Origin of the sequence: Streptomyces sp. NPDC059248 (genome assembly GCF_042753905.1) — a bacterium.
Lineage (GTDB): Bacteria > Actinomycetota > Actinomycetes > Streptomycetales > Streptomycetaceae > Streptomyces.
This window is the reverse complement of record NZ_JBHYZV010000065.1, coordinates 1-20,509: the sequence shown is the minus strand read 5'-3', so window position 1 is coordinate 20,509 and position 20,509 is coordinate 1. Positions and strand designations below refer to the sequence as shown.

Here is a 20,509-nt window from a genome sequence, read left to right as displayed (position 1 = left end):
TCCCCGCGCCCCTAGGTACTCCGGCCTGTCGCCACTTTTCGCGCCGGGGCAGGCAGGAGACCCAAGGGGCGCGAGGAACTGCGCGAGCAACCACCCACCGGCCGGTGGACGGGCGACGGGCTCTCGGGGCCGGGCCCCGCCCCTTGGGGGCGACGGGGCACGGGGACCCGTCAGATGTGGGCCGCTCCGGCGCCCGCCTGGGCGTTGGCGCCGCGCTTGGTGAGGAGGGCGACGAAGACGGCGACCACGGAGACGCCCGCCGCGACCAGGGACGCCAGGCCCATGCCCGAGATGAACGTCTCGTGCGCGACGTCCGCGATCGTCGACGCGACCTCCGGCGGGGTACCGGGCGCCACCGGGGGCACCCCGACCTGAACGGCCTCCGCGGCCTTGTCCAGATCGTGCCCGGCCAGCGGCGGCAGCCCCGCGTCCGCCCAGTTGCCCGCGAGGTCGTTGTCGACCTTGGAGGCCATCACCGCGCCGAGTACCGCGGTGCCCAGCGCGCCACCGATCTGCATGGCGGCCTGCTGGAGACCACCGGCCACCCCGGACAGCTCCATCGGCGCGTTGCCGACGATGACCTCGGTCGCGCCCACCATGACCGGCGCGAGGCCCAGGCCGAGCAGGGCGAACCAGATGGACATCACACCGCTGCTGGTGCCCTTGTCGAGGGTCGACATCCCGAACATCGCGACGGCGGTGAAGATCATGCCGCCCGCCAGCGGGATCCGCGGACCGGTCTTGGTGATGATCACGCCCGCCAGCGGCGAGCCGACGATCATCATTCCGGTGAGCGGCAGCAGATGGAGACCGGCGTCGACCGGGCCGAGTCCGTGCACGTTCTGGAGGTAGAAGGTGACGAAGAACAGTCCGCCCATGAAGGCGATGGCCATCAGGACCATCAGGACCGTACCGGCGGACAGCGGTACCGAGCGGAACAGCTTCATCGGGATCAGCGGCTCCGCGACGCGCTGCTCCCAGAAGGCGAACGCGGCGAACAGGACGATCGCCCCGATGATGAAGCTCCAGGTCTTGACGCCGCCCCAGCCCCAGCCGGCCTCGGGTGCCTTGATGAGGGCCCAGACGAGGCAGAACATCGCGGTGGAGAGCAGCGCGATACCGGGGACGTCGAAGGAGCGCGGGGCGTTCTCGGCGCGGTGGTCCTTGAGGATCAGGACACCGAGGACGACCGCGAGGATCCCGACCGGCACATTGATGAAGAAGACGGACTGCCAGCTGACCTTCTCGACCAGCAGACCGCCGACGATCGGCCCGCCCGCGGTGGAGGCGCCGATGACCATGCCCCAGATGCCGATCGCCATATTCAGCTTCTCGGCGGGGAAGGTGGCGCGCAGCAGTCCGAGCGCGGCGGGCATCAGCAGGGCGCCGAAGAGGCCCTGGAAGACACGGAACAGGATCACCATGGCGATGCTGTCCGAGAAGCCGATCGCGGCGGAGGCGGCGGCGAAGCCGACGACACCGACGAGGAAGGTCTGCCGGTGGCCGAAGCGGTCACCGAGCTTGCCCGCGGTGATCAGGGTCACGGCGAGCGCGAGGAAGTAACCGTTGGTGATCCACTGGACGTCGGCGAAGGTCGCGTCGAGATCGTCGGCGATGACGGGGTTGGCGATCGCGACGATCGTGCCGTCCAGCGCGACCATCATCACGCCGATCGCGACGGCGAAGAGCGTCAGCCAGGGGTGGCCGCGCAGCCCCCCGGACTGGGCCGGAAGAGCGCCCTCGGGTTCCTTCGGCGCCTTTTCGACGGTGGTCTGACTAGTCATACCGGAGAGCGTAGTGACAGCGACTGACACTTGACCAAGGATTTTATTAGTCGGTTACTGTCAACTAGGTCACAGGTACGCTGACCGCGTCCGCCCCGCGGGCACACCGGAGCGACGGGACTCGAAGACCGTCCGCCCCGCCGTGTGCGGTGCGGACACTACGGGACGGCGGTGAAAGAGGTCCGACGGGGGCACACCCGGCCCGTGACCGCGGGCGCCGGCCCGGGCCCATCCGGTCGTCGGGCCACGGAGACGACCGAAGACCACCGAGCGAGGGCATGAAGTGACGGTCGGGCCGGCGGAGGCCGGCGGACTGCGCGAGCGCAAGAAGCGGCGGACCCGGGACACCCTGGCGCGGGCGGCGCTGGAGCTGTTCACGACGCAGGGGTTCGACGAGACCACGGTCGACGAGATCGCCGAGGCCGCGGAGGTCTCCCAGCGGACCTTCTTCCGGTACTACGCGAGCAAGCTGGAGGTCGCCTTCGCGGTCCAGGACCTCACCGAGCGGCACTTCCTCGACGCGCTGCGGGCCAGGCCGTCGCAGGAGCCGCCGTTCGAGGCGATGCGACGGGCGGTGGCGACGGCGTGGGACACCATCGCGAGCGCGATCGGGGACATCGTGCCGCTCCAGCTCCATATGCGGATGTATCTGGTCGTGGAGTCCACCCCGTCGCTGCTGGCGGTCCATATCCGCCGGTCGCTGGCGACGGAGGAGCAGATCGGCCGGATCATCGCCGCCCGTGAGGGGGTCGACTTCGAAGAGGACCCGCGGGTACGGATCGCGGTCGCGGCGTTCGGGGGCGCCATGCGGGTCGCGGGGCAGCGGTGGAGCGCGGGCGACGACCACAGCACCCGGGCGATCCGCGATCTGACATCGCGCTACATGGACCACCTGGTGCCGTCGCTGGCGGCCCCCTGGCGGACCTGACGTACGACGGAACCGGCACGCGCCGCCCACAGGGCTCGCCGGGACCGGGGGTGCGCCGGGAGACCGGGGTGCGAAACCCCGCGTACGCGCCGGATCCGGGCGCCGGGCACGGACGTTCGTACGGAGGCCGCCCCGGCGCGCGGAACCCGTGCACGGAGCCCGTCCGGACCCCGAACCGGAACGCCGGGCGGCTCCCGCACCAGGAGCCGCCCGACGCGGGCAATCGGCCACGACGGCGCTTTCACGCCAAAATCGGAGGCCGGACTGGACAGCGGGTCACACATCGCCATCAGATCCCGGCGCACGAGCCGTTTCCCGCGCCGGGGCGCTCATCCGCCGCCGGTTCTCCGGTAAACGGGCGGCCTGACGCGCGTAGAACATCAGGGGAAGCCCACCGCTCCAAAGGGGCGACGTGACGGCGCCCGACCCCTACGATGAGGCGTATGGGTGATGTACTGGCCGGAATTCAAGCCACATGGGAGTTCGAGTCCGACTCCGTGCTCATCCGCTATGAACGGGGACACCGCACGCCGAAGCTGTTCCAGGCGCTCCGCGAACGCCGCATCCCCCACGAGGCGTTGGCGTCGGTGACACTCACCCCGGGCAAGCGGGGGACCTATGTCCTGCGAGCACGGCCGCGCCCCGGCGCGGATCCGCTGATGGCCGCGGCGGCGGGTCAGCTGAAGGAGGGGAACGACCCGTATCGGGTGGTGGTCCCCGCGGACCGGGAGAGCGCCGCCGTCCACTATCTCGACGCGCTGCGCGCCGCGCTGCCCGCCGACGCCGACCAGCCGGCCGTACGGTATGTCGTCGCCGCGCCCGACTCCCCCATCGCGTTCAAGGCGTACGACGGCCGGGCGTCCTTCGACGGCCGGTATGTGGACTTCCGCTGGTCGCGCACCGGCGCGTCGTCCGCCAAGTGGAAGGCGGGCGACCAGAGCTTCGCGGTGGGCGAGCTGAGCGGCGTCGAGTGGCGCGCCCCCGAGGGCCTCGACGGGCATCTGCGGCTGCTGCGCCGGATACCGGAGCACGCGCCGCCCGCCGAGATCGCCGCCGACAAGGACCCGGCGGCGGTCGTCTTCGGGCTGCGCAACGGCCCGGTACACGAATCGCTGCCGTTCGCCGCCGCGGTACTGGAGTCCGTCCAGCGCTCGGGACCCGCCCCGGCACTGGTCCTGAGCACCGCCCGCCGTGACCCGGCGGACATCGCCGAACGGATCCGGCACCTGGGCGAGCTGCGGGACGCGGGTCTGGTGACGGACGACGAGTTCACCTCGAAGAAGACGGAGCTGCTGGCGGAGCTGTGATCCGGCCGCGATCCGGGGCGCCCCCGGTCCCGTATCGCCGCGATGTCGTACCCCGGTACGACACGGGATCGCACCCCTGGGTACGACGCCGGTACCCGGCGGGCTGCCTAGGCTGTCGGGGTGACCAGCCCCTCCTCACCGCAGACCCCCCTGTGGCGCACCGTCCGCGAACAGCTCGCGCTGCTCGTGCGTGCCGTCCGCACCCCCTCCCACCCGGCCACCCCGCTGCTCGGCGACTCGCGGAGGGCCTGGGCGCGGTACGCCCCGTACGTGGTCGCCGTCGCGGCGGTCGCGGCCCTGCTGCCGGTCACCGTGGGTGTCCTGAGCAGGGACTACGGGATGAACGGCGCGGCGGCCGGCGCCCTGGCGGTGGCCCAGACCACGCCCCTGCTGCTGGCGCTGGCCCGGCCGTTGCAGGCGTGGTGGGTGGTGTTCGCGGCGAATGTGATCGGCGGGGCGGCCCTGACGGGCGACGCGACCCAGGGGAACCCCTGGCCGTGGCCCCCGACGGTGATCATCGGCTATCTGATCCTGATGGTCTTCCTCGGCCTGCGGGAGTCCCGGCGCACCCTGGTCGCGGTCTGGCTGGCGACCGGGATCGCCGGGGCCGTCTTCGAACTGGTCCGGTCCGACCTGAGCGACGGCGGCTGGGTGCTGCTGTTCGTCCTGTCCGGGGTGATCCTGGTCGCCGCGGGGGCGCTGCGGGAGCGGGGCGACGTCCAGCGGCGGCTGACGGCGCAGGAGTCCATCAGCGAGACCGAGCGGCAGCGGCGCACCCTGCTGGAGGAGCGGGCCAGGATCGCCCGGGAGCTGCACGACGTGGTCGCCCACCACATGTCCGTGATCACCGTCCAGGCCGACTCGGCGCCCTACCGGATCGACGGGCTGCCGGAGCAGGCGCGGGAGGAGTTCGGGACGATCGCGGCGAGCGCCCGGGAGTCGCTGACGGAGATGCGGCGGCTGCTGGCGGTGCTGCGGAGCGAGGACGCCGGCGGCGAGCTGGCGCCGCAGCCCGGTATCGGCCGGATCCAGCAGCTCGTGGAGGCGACGGTACGGACCGGGGTGCCCGCGGAGCTGTCGCTGAGCGTCGACCCGGGGGCGGTACCGCAGGCCGTCGACCTGTCGGCGTACCGGATCGCGCAGGAGGCGCTGGCGAACGTGGTCCGGCACGCGGCGGGCGCGCACACCCGGGTGTCGGTGGTCTCGGACGGCGCGGACCTGACGGTGGTGGTGGTCAACGGGCCGCCGCCGGAACCCGCCGCCGGGCCGCTGGAGTCGGCGGGCACCGGGCACGGTCTGGTGGGGATGCGGGAGCGCGTACGGTTGACCGGCGGCACGCTGGACACCGGTCCGCTGCCGGACGGCGGATTCCGGGTGGCCGCGCGTCTGCCGCTGACCGGGCCCGGGACGGAGGAGGAGACCGCGTGACGATCCGCGTGATCATCGTCGACGACCAGGCCATGGTGCGCGCGGGGTTCGCGGCGCTGCTCTCCGCGCAGGCCGATATCGACGTGGTGGGCGAGGCACCGGACGGCCGGGCCGGGGTGGAGGTGGCCCGCGCGACCCACCCCGACGTGGTCCTCATGGACGTCCGGATGCCGGAGATGGACGGCCTCGCGGCGGCCCGGGCGGTCCTGACCCCGCCGCCGGGGGTGACCCATGTCCCCAAGGTGCTGATGCTCACCACCTTCGACGTCGACGACTATGTGTACGAGGCGCTGCGCGCCGGGGCCTCCGGTTTCCTCCTGAAGGACGCGCCCCCGGCGGACCTCATCGCCGCGGTCCGGATCGTCGCCTCCGGCGAGGCCCTGCTCGCGCCCTCGGTGACCCGCCGCCTGATCGCCGACTTCGCCGCCCGCCGCCCGGCCCCCCGCAAGGACCCGTCCCTGCGCCTCAAAGGCCTGACGCCGCGTGAGACGGAGGTCCTGGAGCTGATCGCGCGGGGCCTGTCGAACCAGGAGATCGCGGGGCGGCTGATCGTCGCGGAACAGACCGTGAAGACGCACATCGGCCGCGTCCTGGCCAAACTGGACCTCCGCGACCGGGCCCAGGCAGTGATCTTCGCGTACGAGTCCGGCCTGGTCCGCCCCGGCGAGGCATAGCCCCTCCGGGGGCCTCTGCGTAGCTGCCGGCCGCGCGCTTTCGCCGGCTTGTCGCGCGGTTCCGCCCCCTATGCCTTCGGCGATGGGGGACCCCGGCGCCCCCGGGACGGGCGCGTAGGACACCCCCTACCCCGGTACGACGCCGTGGTTGGCTCCCCGGCGTGACGCCCGGCGCGGTGTCCCGTTCCTACCTTCCTCCCGTCGCACCCGCACACCGCGGGGCGGTCGGAGGAGGGGGAACGGGCGATGCGCCGGTTCAAGAGGGTTCTGCTCGGGGTCGCGTTCGCCGTCTCCGCCGTCGCCGGGACCGCGGGCTGGGCGTCGGGCGACGCCCAGACACCCGTCACCGGGCCGCCGCCGGGGGCCGCCGCATGGAGCGCGGACCGGTCGCTGGGGCGGGAGCTGCCCGACCCGGCGCGGGCCGAACCCGAGCGCGTCGCCGCGTTCTTCGCGGGCCTGGCCCCGGCCGACCGGCAGCGGCTGGTGGAGCGTCATCCGCTCGTCGTCGGCAACCTCGACGGCGTACCGGTCGAGCTGCGGTACGCGGCCAACGCGCGGGCCCTGCGCGGGACACCGTACGAGCGCCTCACGCGGGACGGCCGCCGGATCCTGGCCTTCGATCCGCGCGGCCGGGGCCAGATCGCCGAGGTGTACGGGGATCTGACACGGGCCCGGCGGGTGGCCGTGATCGTGCCCGGGTCGGACACCGACGCGGGCAACTTCGACCGGGCGGACAAGGGCCACCGCGTCGTCGCGGGCATGGCGACGACCCTCAGGGACGCCACGGCTTTGCACGGACCCGCCGACCCCGGCACCGCCGTGATCGCCTGGACCGGGTACACCACCCCCGTCGGCGTCGGGCTCGACGCCGCGACCGGCGATCTCGCCGAGGCCGGCGCCCCGCGCCTGGCCCGGTTCACCCGGGGTCTGACCGCCGTCGGAGCGCCCCGCCCCAGCCTGTTCTGCCACAGCTACGGCTCCGTGGTCTGCGGCCTCGCCGCGGACCGGGCCCACGCGTCGGACATCGTCGTGTTCGGCGCGCCCGGGATGCGCGCGGACTCCGTGTCCGACCTCAAGACGGACGCCCGGGTATGGGCCGCGCGGAACCCGAGCGACTGGATCGCCCGGGTACCCAACATCCACTTCTTCGGGCTCGGTCACGGCGAGGACCCCGCGTCCGGCGGGTTCGGCGCCCGCGCGGTGCCGGCCGACGGGGCGCGCGGCCACGACGGCTACTTCGAGCCCGGCACCGACTCGCTCCGCGCCTTCGCCGCCATCGCCCGAGGAGAGGCCCGATGAACCCGTCCCCCGCCACCCCCTTCGCCGCCTTCGCCGCACGCGTCGAGCGCCGCACCCCCGCCGACCGGGACCGCGCGGTCGACGGCCTGCGGGCCCTCGCCCTGCTCGCCGTACCGCTCGGGCACTGGCTGCTCGGCGGCTTCACCCTCGGCGACGACGGCGCGCTGCGCAACGCCAGCCCGCTGAGCGCCTTCGGCTTCTTCGCGCCCGCGAGCTGGGTCCTCCAGATGCTCGGGATCTTCTTCCTCGTCGGCGGGTACGCCTCCGTCCGCTCCTACCACCGCCGTACCGGCTCCACCGCCGACTGGCTGCGGGGGCGGGTGGCCCGGCTGGGCCGGCCCGTGCTCGGCGTGACCGCCGTATGGGCGGTCCTGATCCCCGTCCTGTACGCGTCGGGCGTCCCCGGGACGACCCTGCGCACCGGGTCGACCCTGGTGGTCCAGCCGCTGTGGTTCGTCGGTGTCTACACGGTCGTCACGGCCCTCACCCCGTACTGCGTCCGGGCCTCACGGGCGTTCGGATTCTGGGCCGCGGCGCCCCTGCTGCTGACGGTCGCCGCCGTCGATCTCATGCGGTACGGGCCGGGGGCCGACGCCGTTCCGTCCTGGCTGAGCGTCCTCAACATCCTGCCGGGCTGGCTCTTCGCGTATCAGCTGGGCGTCAGCTGGGGCGAGGGCAGGATCGACCGGGCCAGGGCCCGGATCCTGCTGATCGGCGGTGCGGCGCTGTTCGCCGTCCTACTGCTGGTCTTCGGCTATCCGGCGTCCATGGTCGGCGTCCCCGGCGAGGCCCGCACCAACTCCCATCCGCCGTCGCTGCTGGTCCTGGCGCTGGCCTCGGCACAGAGCGGTGCGGCGATCCTGCTGCGGGAGCGGATCGGGCGGCTTCTGGCGCGGCCGAAGGTGTGGGCGCCGGTGGTCGTGATCAACCTGTCGGCGATGACCATCCTGTGCTGGCACCAGACGGCGATGCTGGCGGCGGCGGTCCCGGCGTCGTACGCCGGTGAACTCGCGGGCCTGACGACGGCGCCCGACACCCTGGGATGGGTGGCGGCCCGGCTGGCGTGGCTGCCGGTGTTCGCGGCGCTGCTGCTGCTGATCGGCCGGTACGCCCGGGTCTTCGAGCGGCCGTGGCGCACGGCGCGCCCCACGAGGGTCCTGGCCGGAGTCCTCGCGGCGGGCTTCGCCTGCTACGCCCTCGTCCCCGGGTAGCAGTGCCGCCCGGCGGAACCCGGGAGCCACCATCTAATCTCGTACGCATGCAGAGTCTGGCGATCACCGAGACATGGCCCGTTCCCACCGCGGCCGCGGCCGTGGTGCGGGCCGACGGGACCGTGGCGGGGCGGTACGGGCCGACCGGGCACCGTTTCCCGCTGGCGTCGGTGACGAAACCGCTGGCCGCGTACGCGGTCCTGGTGGCGTTCGAGGAGGGCGCGGTGGAGCTGGACGAGCCCGCCGGGCCCGCCGGGTCCACGGTGCGGCATCTGCTGGCGCACACCTCGGGGCTCGCCTTCGACGAACACCGGGTCGGCGCGGAGCCGGGCACCCGGCGGATCTACTCCAACGCCGGGTTCGAGGTACTGGCCGACCATGTGGCGAAGGCGACGGACATCCCGTTCCCGGAGTATCTGCGGCAGGCCGTACTCGAACCGCTGGGGATGACGGCGACGGCGCTGGAGGGCTCGGCGGCTAAGGACGCCGTGTCGACGGTGGACGATCTGGCCCGGTTCGCGGCGGAGGTACAGGCGCCGCGGCTGCTGGACGCGCGGACCGTACGGGACGCGATGACGGTGGCCTGGCCCGGTGTCGCGGGGCTGCTGCCCGGGTACGGGCGGCAGACGCCCAACGACTGGGGGCTCGGCTTCGAGATCCGCGACGGCAAGACGCCGCACTGGACGGGCGCTTCGTCGTCGCCGCGTACCTTCGGCCACTTCGGGCAGTCGGGCACCTTCCTGTGGGTCGACCCGGACGCGGGCGCGGCCTGTGTGGCCCTGACGGACCGGGCGTTCGGCCCGTGGGCGATCGAGGCGTGGCCCCGGTTCACGGACGCCGTCCTCGCGGAGCTGCGCGGCGCCTGACCACCCGTAAGCCGCGCCCGACCACCCGTAAGCCGCGCCGGACCACCCGTGACACGGCCTATCCGGGCAGGGTCGGGAACTCCCAGATCAGCACCTCCGCCGGCCCGTCCGGTGAGGCCGTGAGCGTCAGGCCCTCGGTGTCGGTGAGGCGGGCCGAGTCACCGGGGCCGAGTGTCCGCCCCGCCAGGTCGATCCCGCCGTGGACGACATGGAGGTACGCGGCCGTGGCGTCCGGGACACCGGCGCGCTCCCCGGCCGCCGGGCGGCGGACGTGGAGCGCCGCCCCGGCCTGCGGCAGATGGTACGGGGCCGTGTCGCCGATTCCCCGTACGACCTCGTACGACGGGGTACCGCCCGGCTCCAGCGGCATCAGCCACATCTGGACGAACACCAGGGGCGTGTCCCCGGCGTTGCGTTCGACATGGCGCACCCCGTCCCCGGCGCTCAGCCGTTGGAGGTCGCCGCGGCGGACGACGGTGGCGGTGCCGGTGCCGTCCTCGTGGGTGAGTTCGCCCCCGGCGACCCAGGTCACGATCTCGGTATGGCTGTGGGGGTGTTCGGCGAACCCGGCGCCGGGCGCCAGCCGCTCCTCGTTGCAGGCGATGAGGGTGCCGAAGCGGAGGTTCGCCGGGTCGTAGTGCGCCCCGAACGAGAAGGCGTGGGCGGTCTCGATACCGTTGCCGGGCTCCCCGCCCGGGTAGCGCTGCGCGGCGCGGCGTACGTCGATCACGGACGACACGGTAGCTGGCGCCGACGGGGCCGGTTCCGCCCCGGCGGGCCCTCCCCGTCACCGGATAAGGCAGTCTTGTCCACGTGCCCGAACCTGGATCGAACGACGCCCACCCTCATCTCGCGACCCTGAAGCGCCTGGAGCAGTCATCGGGGCGGCTGGCGGCCAACGCCATCGCGCGCATGGACGAGACACTGCCGTGGTACCGGGCCATGCCCCCGGAGAACCGGTCGTGGATCGGCTTGGTCGCCCAGGCCGGTATCGCGGCGTTCACGGAGTGGTTCCGGCATCCGGAGACCCCGCAGGCGATCTCGACGGATGTGTTCGGGACGGCGCCGCGGGAGCTGACCCGGGCCATCACCCTGCGGCAGACCGTGGAGATGGTGCGGACCACGATCGAGGTGATGGAGACCGCGATCGACGAGGTCGCGGCCCCCGGTGACGAGGCGGTGCTGCGCGAGGCGCTGCTGGTGTACGCCCGGGAGATCGCCTTCGCCACGGCCCAGGTGTACGCGCAGGCGGCGGAGGCCCGGGGCGCCTGGGACGCCCGGCTGGAGTCGCTGGTGGTGAACGCGGTGCTGTCGGGCGAGGCCGACGAGGGCGCGGTGTCCCGGGCCGCGGCCCTGGGCTGGAACGCGCCTGAGCACGTCTGCGTCGTCCTCGGTACCGCCCCCGACGGCGACAGCGAGCTGACCGTGGAGGCCATCCGGCGGGCGGCCAGGCATGCCAAGCTCCAGGTCCTGACCGGGGTGCTCGGCGACCGTCTCGTGGTGATCGCGGGCGGCAGCGACAACCCGCTACAGGTGGCGAAGGCGCTGATCGGACCGTACGCGGCCGGACCCGTGGTGGCCGGACCCGTGGTGCCCGACCTGCTGGCCGCGACCCGCTCGGCACAGGCCGCGGCGGCGGGGCTGAAGGCCTGCCAGGCCTGGCAGGACGCGCCGCGTCCGGTACTGGCGGACGATCTCCTCCCGGAGCGGGCGATCGCGGCCGATCCGGCGGCTCGTGAACAGCTGGTGGAGGAGATCTACAGACCACTGGAGGAAGCGGGCTCCGCCCTGCTGGAAACTCTCAGTGTCTATCTGGAGCAGGCGAGCAGTCTGGAAGGCGCCGCCCGGATGCTCTTCGTCCATCCCAACACCGTGCGCTACCGGCTGCGACGTGTGACCGATGTCACCGGATGGTCACCCTCCGATGTCCGTTCGGCCTTTACGCTGCGAATCGCCCTCATCCTCGGGCGCTTGGCCCACGGAGATCCCCAAGCCTAGACTTTTGTTGGACACCCACAATTCCCCTGGCGGTTCTTCGTCCCTGTCCCCACGGGCGTCGGGGACGGCATACAAGAGAGAGTGTGAGAGTGCTCGTACTCGTCGCTCCCGGCCAGGGCGCCCAGACGCCCGGCTTCCTGACTCCCTGGCTCGACCTCCCCGGCGTCGCCGACCGGCTCACCGCCTGGTCCGCCGCCGTCGACCTCGATCTCGTCCACTACGGCACCCAGGCCGACGCGGACGAGATCCGGGATACCTCGGTGGCCCAGCCGCTGCTGGTGGCCGCCGGTCTGGTGGCCGCGCACGCGCTCGGCGACGTACACCCGGGCACCGTCGCGGGCCACAGCGTCGGCGAGATCACCGCCGCCGTGCTCGCCGGAGTGTTCGACGAGGAGGCGGGGCTGCGGTTCGTCCGTACCCGCGGTCTGGCGATGGCGGAGGCCGCCGCCGTGACCGAGACGGGTATGGCGGCGATGCTCGGCGGCGACGCCGATGTGGTCGTCGGCCATCTGGAGGGACTCGGTCTCACCCCGGCCAATGTCAACGGCGCCGGGCAGATCGTGGCCGCCGGTACGGCGGAGCAGTTGGCCGCCCTGGCCGAGAACAAGCCGGAGGGTGTCCGGCGTGTCGTGCCGCTGAAGGTGGCCGGCGCGTTCCACACCGCCCATATGGCGCCCGCGGCCGCCACACTGGAGAAGGCGGCGGCACATCTGACGGTCACCGACCCGAAGGTGTCGTACGTCTCGAACAAGGACGGCGCCGTCGTCACCGGTGGTGAAGAGGTCGTCGCCCGGCTGGTGGGACAGGTCGCCAACCCGGTCCGCTGGGACCTGTGCATGGAGACCTTCCGGGAGCTGGGCGTCACCGCCCTGCTGGAGCTGTGCCCCGGGGGCACGCTCACGGGACTCGCCAAGCGGGCCCTGCCGGGTGTGAAGACCCTCGCGCTGAAGACGCCGGACGATCTCGCCGCGGCCCGCGAGCTGATCGCCGAGCACACCGGCCCGGCGGCCTGACGCGACCCGGATCTGGACAAGGAGAGCCGTACACATGGCGAAGATCAAGCCCAGCAAGGGCGCTCCGTACGCACGGATCATGGGCGTCGGCGGCTATCGGCCCGTCCGGGTCGTACCCAATGACGTGATCCTGGAGAAGATCGACTCGTCGGACGAGTGGATCCGGTCCCGTTCCGGCATCGCGACCCGCCACTGGGCGTCCGACGAGGAGACCGTCACCGCGATGTCCCTGGAGGCGTCGGGGAAGGCGCTGGCGGACGCGGGCGTCGAGCCGCACCAGATCGGCGGCGTCGTCGTCGCCACCGTCTCCCACTTCCAGCAGACCCCCGCGGTCGCCACCGAGATCGCCGACCGGCTGGGCACGATCAAGCCCGCCGCGTTCGACATCTCCGCGGGCTGCGCCGGCTTCGGCTACGCGCTCACCCTGGCCAAGGGCATGATCACCGACGGTTCCGCCGACTACGTCCTGGTCATCGGGGTGGAGCGGCTGAGCGATCTGACCGATCTGGAGGACCGCGCGACGGCCTTCCTCTTCGGCGACGGCGCGGGCGCGGTGGTCGTAGGACCCGCGGCCGAGCCGATGATCGGCCCCACGGTCTGGGGCTCCGAGGGCGACAAGTCCGAGACCATCAAGCAGACCGTGCCCTGGACGGACTACCGCGACGGCGGCACGGTGGAGAAGTTCCCCGCGATCCGGCAGGAGGGCCAGGCGGTCTTCCGCTGGGCCGTGTTCGAGATGGCGAAGGTGGCCCAGCAGGCGCTGGACGCCGCCGGGATCACCGCCGACGACCTGGATGTCTTCATCCCGCACCAGGCCAATATGCGGATCATCGACTCGATGGTGAAGACGCTGAAGCTGCCGGAGCACGTCACGGTCGCCCGCGATGTGGAGACCACCGGCAACACCTCGGCCGCCTCCATCCCGCTCGCGATGGAGCGGCTGCTGGCGACCGGGCAGGCGAAGAGCGGCGACACGGCGCTCGTCATCGGCTTCGGGGCGGGTCTCGTCTACGCAGCGACGGTCGTTACCCTCCCCTAGTCACTCCGGATCATCCGGACCGGTGGCCGGGTCCCAGACGGTCCGGGCCGCCACCCCTGGCATCCAGACGCAAGTCGTGCCGGACAACAGCCAGACAGACACAGCACAGAATCGAAGGAGCGCCACATGGCCGCCACTGAGAAGGAGATCGTCGCCGGTCTCGCCGAGATCGTGAACGAGATCGCCGGTATCCCGGTCGAGGACGTCCAGCTGGACAAGTCCTTCACCGACGACCTGGACGTCGACTCGCTCTCGATGGTCGAGGTCGTCGTCGCCGCCGAGGAGCGCTTCGACGTCAAGATCCCCGACGACGACGTCAAGAACCTCAAGACGGTCGGCGACGCCGCGAAGTACATCCTCGACCACCAGGGCTGATCGACCAGCCTCAGGTTCGGGCGCGCTTGTCGCCACCTGTCCGGTGGCGCCGGGACATTCAGCACCCCCTACACGTGGAGAAAGAATTCCGATGAACTCGACCAATCGCACCGTGGTCGTCACCGGTATCGGCGCAACCACACCGTTGGGTGGCGACAGCGCATCGACCTGGGAAGGCCTGGTCTCCGGGCGCTCCGGAGCCAAGGCGCTCGACCCCGAGCTCTTCGGCGAGCTGTCGGTACGGATCGCCGCCACCGCGGCGGTGGACCCCTCGGAGGTCCTGCCCAGGCCGCTGGCCCGCCGACTGGACCGCTCGGCGCAGTTCGCGCTGATCGCGGCCCGGGAGGCATGGGCGGACGCGGGCTACGAGGCCCCCGCCGGTGACGAGACGGGTCTCGACCCGGACCGTCTCGGCACGGTCATCGCCTCCGGTATCGGCGGTGTCACCACCCTGCTCGACCAGTACGACGTACTGAAGGAGAAGGGCCCGCGGCGGGTCTCCCCGCACACGGTGCCCATGCTCATGCCCAACAGCCCGTCCGCCAATGTGGGCCTGGAGGTCAACGCCAGGGCCGGAGTGCACACCCCGGTCTCGGCCTGCGCCTCGGGCGCGGAGGCGATCGGCTACGCGGTCGAGATGATCCGTACCGGCCGGGCCGACGTCGTCGTCGCCGGCGGCACCGAGGCGGCGATCCACCCGCTGCCCGTGGCCGCCTTCGCCAACATGATGGCGATGTCCAAGAACAACGACGAGCCCGAGAAGGCGTCGCGGCCGTACGACACCGCCCGCGACGGCTTCGTCCTCGGCGAGGGCGCGGGCGTCGTGATCCTGGAGTCCGCCGAGCACGCCGCCCGGCGCGGCGCGAAGAAGATCTACTGCGAGGTGCTCGGCCAGGGCCTCTCCGCCGACAGCCACCACATCGCCCAGCCCGAGCCCACGGGCCGGGGCATCGCCGCGGCGATGCGGGCGCTGCTGGCGACGACGGACCTCAAGCCGGAGCAGATCGCACACCTCAACGCGCACGCCACCTCCACCCCGCTGGGTGACGTCGCCGAGGTGAAGGCGCTGCGCCAGGTCCTCGGGGACGACCTCGACCATGTGGCCGTCTCGGCGACCAAGTCGATGACGGGTCATCTGCTGGGCGGCGCGGGCGGTATCGAGACCGTGGCGACGGTGCTGGCGCTGTACCACCGGACGGCCCCGCCGACGATCAACATCGACGAGCTGGACCCGGAGGTCGACGCGGACGTCGTCCGCGGCGCGGCGCGGGCGCTGCCGGCCGGCACGATCGCGGCCATCAACAACTCGTTCGGGTTCGGCGGCCACAACGTGGTGCTGGCGTTCCGCTCGGCGTGACGCGAGGTTTCTCGAAGAGTCAAAGGCTCGTACACCCTGAAAGGGTGTACGAGCTTTCTCGTTTGCACGGAACAGAAGGCGATCGGTCCGGCCGTACCCGACTGCGGGCCGTCAGTGGCTGGTCGCGCAGTTCCCCGCGCCCCTGGAACTCCGCCGCTGCCCGGTTGTCAATGTCGAACCCCAAGAGGGCGGAACCCCACGACCAGCCACGTCGCGTCCCGGGTCAGACCACCTGGTGGAGCCAGCGGACCGGGGCGCCCTCGCCCGCGTGGCGGAAGGACTCCAGCTCGTCGTCCCAGGGCTTGCCCAGCAGCTTCGACAGCTCGGCCTCCAGATCGGTCTCGCCCCCGGCGGAGCGGACCATGGCCGCGCGCAGCCGGTCCTCGGGGATGAGGATGTCCCCGTGGATGCCGGTGACGGCGTGGAAGATGCCCAGGTCGGGGGTGGCGCTGTAGCGCTCGCCTTCGGCGGTGGCGCAGGGCTCGGCCGTCACCTCGAAGCGGAGGAGGTGCCAGCCGCGGAGCGCGGACGCCAGTTTGGAGGCGGTGCCGACCTCGCCCCGCCAGGAGAGCTCGGCTCTCCAGGTGCCCGGGGACGCGGGCTGCCGGATCCAGTCGAGCTGTACCCGTACACCGAGTACACCCGCGACCGCCCATTCGACGTGCGGACAGAGCGCGCGCGGAGCGGAGTGGACGTAGAGAACGCCGCGTGTCGTCACCGGGACCTCCAGTGTGGGACGAGGATCGCCTTCCCAGCGCTCTCAGTAAACATCATCAGGAGTGAATCTCCACAAAAGGGACAGCATGTGACGTGATGTAATTTACCGGAGCCTATGGGCACGATGCCTCTGGACCGACGGGGAAAAAGCTACCGTGAGTGGGTGCCCACGGGGTGACGTAATGTCGGTCCGGCGGGCTGTACGCACCAAGCTTTCACTCGGCAGGACCTCGGGGGCATCGACACGGAGGGGACACCGGGATGCGCGACCAACACCCGGATACGAGAGCCATGACGATCACAGACGCCGGAGGACCCGGCTCCGGGGGCGGGGGAACCGCGGCCCCCGAGCGGCGCGGGCGGCGCGGCGCGCGCGCTCGGCGCGTCGCCGCCGGGACCGCCGCGATACTCGCGCTCACGCTCGCCGCCACCGGCTGCGAGGGCTCGTCGGAGACGCAGAGCAAGGCGGCCCCGGCCAGGAAGGCCCCGGAGTTCGTCTGGGACCGCAGCCCCGGCTCGATCGCGGCCGTGGGCGACTCCATCACCCGCAGTTTCAACGCCTGTGTGGTGCTCGCGGACTGTCCGGAGTCGTCCTGGGCGACCGGAACCGACACCGAGGTACGGAGCCTGGCGATGCGGCTGCTCGGCAACGCGGCCGGGGTGTCCGAGCGGACCTGGAACTACGCGAAGACGGGCGCCGAGGCCGAAGACCTCTCGGCCCAGATGACCCGGGCGGCGGCCCGTAAGCCCGAATTGGTGACGGTCATGGTCGGCGCGAACGACGCGTGCAGCGATTCCGCCGACCGGATGACACCGGTGGCGGACTTCCGGGCGTCGTTCACGGGCGCGCTGCGCGAACTGCGCCGGACCTCGCCCAAGAGCCAGGTGTACGTATCGAGCGTGCCGAACCTCAAGCGGCTCTGGGAGACCGGGCGGAAAGACCCGATCGGCCGTCAGATCTGGAAGCTCGGCATCTGCTCGTCGATGCTCGGGGACTCCCAGGACCTGGGCCCGGAGGCCACGGAGCGCCGCGACCGGGTGCAGCGGCGGGTGGAGGAGTACAACGCGGTCCTGAAGGACGTCTGCGGCAAGGACCAGCGGTGCCGTTACGACGGGGGCGCCGTGTACTCGTACCGCTTCGACGGCGAGCTGCTCAGCCGGTGGGACTGGTTCCATCCGAGCAAGGACGGCCAGAGCGCACTCGCGGAGATCGCCTACCGGAACATCACGGCGGCGTCCGTACCGAAGTGACCCCGGGCCGGGCGCCGGACCCTCCGGCGCCCGGCGGAGGGGTGGCGGCCCGGGGCGGGGTCCGTGGCCGGGAGCCGGGAGCCATGGCCGGGCGCCGCGGCCGTGGCGTGCCGGTGGCTGAAAACGATCACGTAGCCAGGGGGACCGGCCCGAGGTGATACTTCCGCCACCCGTCCAACGGAAGGATCACCCCCGTGTCCTCGATATCCGCGATGTCCGTGCGCCTCCCCTCCCTGGTCACCGCCGCCACCGCCGTGGTGGTCTCCGTCGCCCTGACCGTGCCCGCCCAGGCCGCTCCCCCGGCCCCGGCGGCCGGGGGCGTACCCTCGGCCGCGCCTGCGCCGGCCACGGTCGAGGAGGCGCGGCTGGACCGGGCCGTGCCGCGGGAGATCCTGCGGCGCTCCGGCTTCGACACGGCGGCGCCCGCCCTCGCCCGGGCCCTGGCCGGGGCGGACTCGTACCATCGCGCGGAGAAGGCCGTCGCCCGGCACGGCGCGGCACTGTGGGAGCGGGCCGTGGACCGGGCGCAGGGCCGGGGGCCGCTCGTGGGCGATCTGACCCGGGACGACGACCGTCCGCTGTACTGGGCGCGACTGGCGCTCGTCCGCGAACTCCGTCTGTGGCAGCCGTCGTTCGACCTCTGCGACACGGAGCGCGCCCGGCTGCTCGACCGGCTGGAGCGGTCGTCGCGCGGCCAGGACTCGATCCGGCTGCCGGGCGGGAAGAAGCACGACCGGCGCGACGGTGACGTCAAGCGGATCCTGCTCACCGGGTTCGACCCCTTCACGCTCGACCGGGACATCCGGATCAGCAACCCCTCGGGCGCCACGGCCCTCGCCCTCGACGGCAAGGTGATCGAGACGGCGGAGGGAAGGGCGCGGATCGAAACCGCCGTCTTCCCGGTCCGCTGGGCCGATTTCGCCGACGGTACGGTCGAGCGGACCCTGCGGCCCCATCTGTCGAAGGTGGACCTGTTCACCACGGTGAGCCAGGGCCGGCCCGGCCGCTTCGACATCGAGCGGACCAACGGCGCCTGGCGCGGCGGCTTCGGCGACAACGACAACGTGTCCCGCCTGGAGACGGTCCCGGTGAGCGGCCCGGCACCCCAGCCGCAGTGGACCTCGTCGACACTGCCCGTGGCCGCGATCACGGCGGCGCCCACGGGCCGTTTCCCGGTGTACGACAACACCTCGGTGACGGAGATCCCGGCGGGCGGCACCACGCCCGTCGACCGGCCGGACGGACCGACCCCGGGGTCCACGGCCCGTGCGGGCGGCGGCGGCAACTACCTGTCCAACGAGATCGCCTACCGGGCCACCCTGCTGCGCGACCGGCTGGGCCTGACCACTCCGGGCGGCCATGTGCACACCCCGGTACTCGCGTTCGGCACGGGCAACACCACCGAACTGACCGACCCGCAGTTCGTCCGGAACCGGCTGGACATCATCGCGCAGGTCACGGAGATCGTGCGGGTGGCAGCCGGTAAGGAGCGCTGAGCGATGATGACCGTATGAAGATAGCGGCAGCCCAGTTCGCGCCCGTACCCGGCGATGTGACGGCCAATGTCGGGACCGTCGCCGAGCTGATCCGTACGGGCGCGGGGCGCGGCGCCCGGCTCGTCGTCCTCCCCGAGACCGCGACGACCGGCTACCACCTCGATCTGCTCGCCCGGGATCCTTCGTCGGTCCTCGACGAGGACGACATCCGGCTCGGCCCGGTGCGCGACGCGTGCCGGGAGACCGGGACGGCGGCCGTGGTCAACGGTTTCGTACGGACGGCGGCCGGGCGGCCGGCGATCACATCGCTGGTCGTCGGCCCGGACGGGACGCCGCTGGGCCGCTACGACAAGCGGCATCTGCACGGTGTGGAGGAGGAGTTGTTCGCGGTGGGCACGGCGGACGGCGCCTTCGTCCTCGACGGCGTCCGGTTCGCCCTGGCCACGTGTTACGACAACCGCTTCCCCGAGGTCGCGTCGCGGGCCCGGGAGTCGGGCGCGGCGGTGTATCTGGCGAGTTCGGTCCTGGAGTCGGGCAATGACTCGTTCGACGCGGTGTATCCGGTACGGGCCCGGGAGAACGGGCTGTATGTGGTACTGGCCAACACCCTCGGCATGAACGACTGCGGCGACTGCCGGGGCGGGAGCGCCATCTGGGGCCCGGACGGCGTCCGGCTGGCCGGGGCGGACACGGCGGCGGGTGTGGTGGTGGCCGAGCTGCCGGTGTGACGCTGCCGGTTCCGGTGCCGGTGCGCCCGACGGACTCGTCGTCCGCCGGGCGCGGCGACCGTTGTCGCGTCAGGCGTACGGGTTCCGTCCCTGCGGGTGATACGGGACGGGGTCCGCGTTCCCCTCCGGTACGGCCGCGTCCGCCGCTTCCGGTGACACGTCACCGGGGTCCGGCAGCGGTGCCAAGTCGCGGGCCATCAGCGTCGCGCCCGCCACCGCGCCCGGCATCAGGAACACCGCGACGAACGGCACCAGGAACGCCAGAGTGAGCGGTACGCCGAAGCCGAGGGTCAGCATCCGCCGACCGCGCAGCAGCGTCAACCGGTCCCTCAGCACCATGCCCCGGCGCTGAAGGGCCACGGCGGTCAGCTCCTCCGCCAGGAAGAAACCGGAAACGCAGAACCCGAGGACGGGGACGACGGTCTGCCCGAGGACGGGAATGAAACCGAGGGCGAAGAGGATGACACCGTAGAACGCGACCCGGATCAGGATCCGTACCGAATCCCGGGCGGAGATCCACAGATCGCCCCAGAACGAGTTGCCGGACTCGGGGACCGCACCGCCTTCGCTCCGGTCGACCTCCTCGGACAGCGACTCGTAGAACGGCTGCCCGACCAGCAGGGTCACGGCGGTGAAGGTGATCACGGCGAGGAAGAGACCGAACCCGAAAGTCAGCGCCGTCAGAGTGCCGCGGAAGATCCCCAGCCAAGGCGACGACCAGTCGTCGGCGAACGGCGAAACCCAGGCAACGAAGTCGTCCGCGCCGAAGAAGAGACCGACGAGAGCCCCGAAATAGAGGACCATGGTCACCAGACCGGGGAGCAGCCCCAGTCCGAGCCAGCGGCCGCGGGTCGCGACCCAGCGCTGGCCTTTCATCAGATAGCCGAAGCCCTTGCCGAGATCGTTCATGGCCGTGACCCTATCCGGCCGCCCCTTTTTTTGAGGGCTCGGTTCGCCTCCGGGGCGCTTCAGCCGTGTTCTTCAGTCGACCGTGCTCGACCGCTCGTTCCTCGCGGCCTGCGCGCGCTCTCCTTCCAG

At 72.2% G+C, this 20,509-nt stretch carries 18 protein-coding genes and 1 pseudogene; 15 read left to right on the top strand and 4 right to left on the bottom strand.

The features are described 5' to 3' along the window. Window positions 1–133: 133 nt before the first annotated feature. Window positions 134–1,784, bottom strand: a pseudogene (locus tag ACFXG1_RS24835) (MFS transporter); the annotation flags it as partial. A gap of 283 nt (window positions 1,785–2,067) precedes the next feature. Here ACFXG1_RS24835 and ACFXG1_RS24830 point away from each other — a divergent pair. The 7 genes from ACFXG1_RS24830 to ACFXG1_RS24800 all read left to right on the top strand — a co-directional run bounded on the left by ACFXG1_RS24830 (window position 2,068) and on the right by ACFXG1_RS24800 (window position 9,497). Then, window positions 2,068–2,712, top strand: coding sequence for a TetR family transcriptional regulator (locus ACFXG1_RS24830; RefSeq protein WP_384716387.1), 645 nt, complete (start codon window positions 2,068–2,070; stop codon window positions 2,710–2,712). Between the two features lie 443 nt (window positions 2,713–3,155). After that, window positions 3,156–4,019 (top strand): DUF4429 domain-containing protein, encoded by an 864-nt coding sequence (locus tag ACFXG1_RS24825; RefSeq protein WP_384719334.1) that lies wholly within the window; start codon window positions 3,156–3,158, stop codon window positions 4,017–4,019. Window positions 4,020–4,139: 120 nt separating this feature from the next. Beyond that, window positions 4,140–5,447: a sensor histidine kinase gene (locus tag ACFXG1_RS24820; RefSeq protein WP_384719332.1), complete on the top strand. Its 1,308-nt coding sequence runs from the start codon at window positions 4,140–4,142 to the stop codon at window positions 5,445–5,447. Next, entirely contained in the window at window positions 5,444–6,121 is a 678-nt protein-coding gene (locus ACFXG1_RS24815) for a response regulator (protein WP_384719330.1), read from the top strand. Before ACFXG1_RS24820 ends, ACFXG1_RS24815 begins: the two co-directional genes overlap by 4 nt. Window positions 6,122–6,367: 246 nt before the next feature. Next, complete coding sequence (locus ACFXG1_RS24810; RefSeq protein ID WP_384744588.1) at window positions 6,368–7,420, top strand: alpha/beta hydrolase; 1,053 nt, start codon at window positions 6,368–6,370, stop codon at window positions 7,418–7,420. Continuing rightward, complete coding sequence (locus ACFXG1_RS24805; RefSeq protein ID WP_384744586.1) at window positions 7,417–8,631, top strand: acyltransferase; 1,215 nt, start codon at window positions 7,417–7,419, stop codon at window positions 8,629–8,631. Before ACFXG1_RS24810 ends, ACFXG1_RS24805 begins: the two co-directional genes overlap by 4 nt. A gap of 47 nt (window positions 8,632–8,678) precedes the next feature. After that, the gene (locus ACFXG1_RS24800; protein WP_384711669.1) at window positions 8,679–9,497 is read left to right on the top strand and encodes a serine hydrolase domain-containing protein; all 819 of its coding nucleotides are present in this window, start codon (window positions 8,679–8,681) and stop codon (window positions 9,495–9,497) included. Between the two features lie 58 nt (window positions 9,498–9,555). Here ACFXG1_RS24800 and ACFXG1_RS24795 read toward each other — a convergent pair whose 3' ends face one another. Continuing rightward, window positions 9,556–10,227: a pirin family protein gene (locus ACFXG1_RS24795; RefSeq protein ID WP_384711672.1), complete on the bottom strand. Its 672-nt coding sequence runs from the start codon at window positions 10,225–10,227 to the stop codon at window positions 9,556–9,558. 83 nt (window positions 10,228–10,310) lie between these two features. On the opposite strand from ACFXG1_RS24795, the gene ACFXG1_RS24790 reads away from it, so the two are divergent. The 5 genes from ACFXG1_RS24790 to fabF all read left to right on the top strand — a co-directional run bounded on the left by ACFXG1_RS24790 (window position 10,311) and on the right by fabF (window position 15,279). Beyond that, window positions 10,311–11,495: a PucR family transcriptional regulator gene (locus ACFXG1_RS24790; protein WP_384744584.1), complete on the top strand. Its 1,185-nt coding sequence runs from the start codon at window positions 10,311–10,313 to the stop codon at window positions 11,493–11,495. An 89-nt stretch (window positions 11,496–11,584) separates the two neighbouring features. Further along, window positions 11,585–12,508: an ACP S-malonyltransferase gene (locus ACFXG1_RS24785; protein ID WP_384711701.1), complete on the top strand. Its 924-nt coding sequence runs from the start codon at window positions 11,585–11,587 to the stop codon at window positions 12,506–12,508. Window positions 12,509–12,542: 34 nt separating this feature from the next. Next, the gene (locus ACFXG1_RS24780) at window positions 12,543–13,547 is read left to right on the top strand and encodes a ketoacyl-ACP synthase III (protein WP_384711678.1); all 1,005 of its coding nucleotides are present in this window, start codon (window positions 12,543–12,545) and stop codon (window positions 13,545–13,547) included. Between the two features lie 126 nt (window positions 13,548–13,673). After that, a complete protein-coding gene (locus tag ACFXG1_RS24775; RefSeq protein ID WP_384711681.1) occupies window positions 13,674–13,922 on the top strand; it encodes an acyl carrier protein in 249 nt (82 codons plus the stop codon). Window positions 13,923–14,013: 91 nt separating this feature from the next. Then, the gene (gene fabF / locus ACFXG1_RS24770; protein ID WP_384711684.1) at window positions 14,014–15,279 is read left to right on the top strand and encodes a beta-ketoacyl-ACP synthase II; all 1,266 of its coding nucleotides are present in this window, start codon (window positions 14,014–14,016) and stop codon (window positions 15,277–15,279) included. Window positions 15,280–15,502: 223 nt separating this feature from the next. Here fabF and ACFXG1_RS24765 read toward each other — a convergent pair whose 3' ends face one another. Beyond that, window positions 15,503–15,997 (bottom strand): DUF3145 domain-containing protein, encoded by a 495-nt coding sequence (locus tag ACFXG1_RS24765; RefSeq protein ID WP_384711687.1) that lies wholly within the window; start codon window positions 15,995–15,997, stop codon window positions 15,503–15,505. A 290-nt stretch (window positions 15,998–16,287) separates the two neighbouring features. Between ACFXG1_RS24765 and ACFXG1_RS24760 the strand changes: the two genes are divergently transcribed. The 3 genes from ACFXG1_RS24760 (at window position 16,288) to ACFXG1_RS24750 (ending at window position 19,471) form a co-directional block, all read left to right on the top strand. Continuing rightward, on the top strand, window positions 16,288–17,247 hold the full coding sequence (locus ACFXG1_RS24760) for an SGNH/GDSL hydrolase family protein (protein ID WP_384744581.1): 960 nt from the start codon (window positions 16,288–16,290) through the stop codon (window positions 17,245–17,247). A gap of 212 nt (window positions 17,248–17,459) precedes the next feature. After that, on the top strand, window positions 17,460–18,743 hold the full coding sequence (locus ACFXG1_RS24755; protein ID WP_384711704.1) for a pyroglutamyl peptidase: 1,284 nt from the start codon (window positions 17,460–17,462) through the stop codon (window positions 18,741–18,743). Window positions 18,744–18,757: 14 nt separating this feature from the next. Next, entirely contained in the window at window positions 18,758–19,471 is a 714-nt protein-coding gene (locus tag ACFXG1_RS24750; protein WP_384711693.1) for a carbon-nitrogen hydrolase family protein, read from the top strand. A gap of 69 nt (window positions 19,472–19,540) precedes the next feature. Here the strand turns inward: ACFXG1_RS24750 and ACFXG1_RS24745 are convergent, their stop codons facing one another. Continuing rightward, window positions 19,541–20,380 (bottom strand): EI24 domain-containing protein, encoded by an 840-nt coding sequence (locus ACFXG1_RS24745; protein ID WP_384711696.1) that lies wholly within the window; start codon window positions 20,378–20,380, stop codon window positions 19,541–19,543. Between the last annotated feature and the right edge of the window lie 129 nt (window positions 20,381–20,509).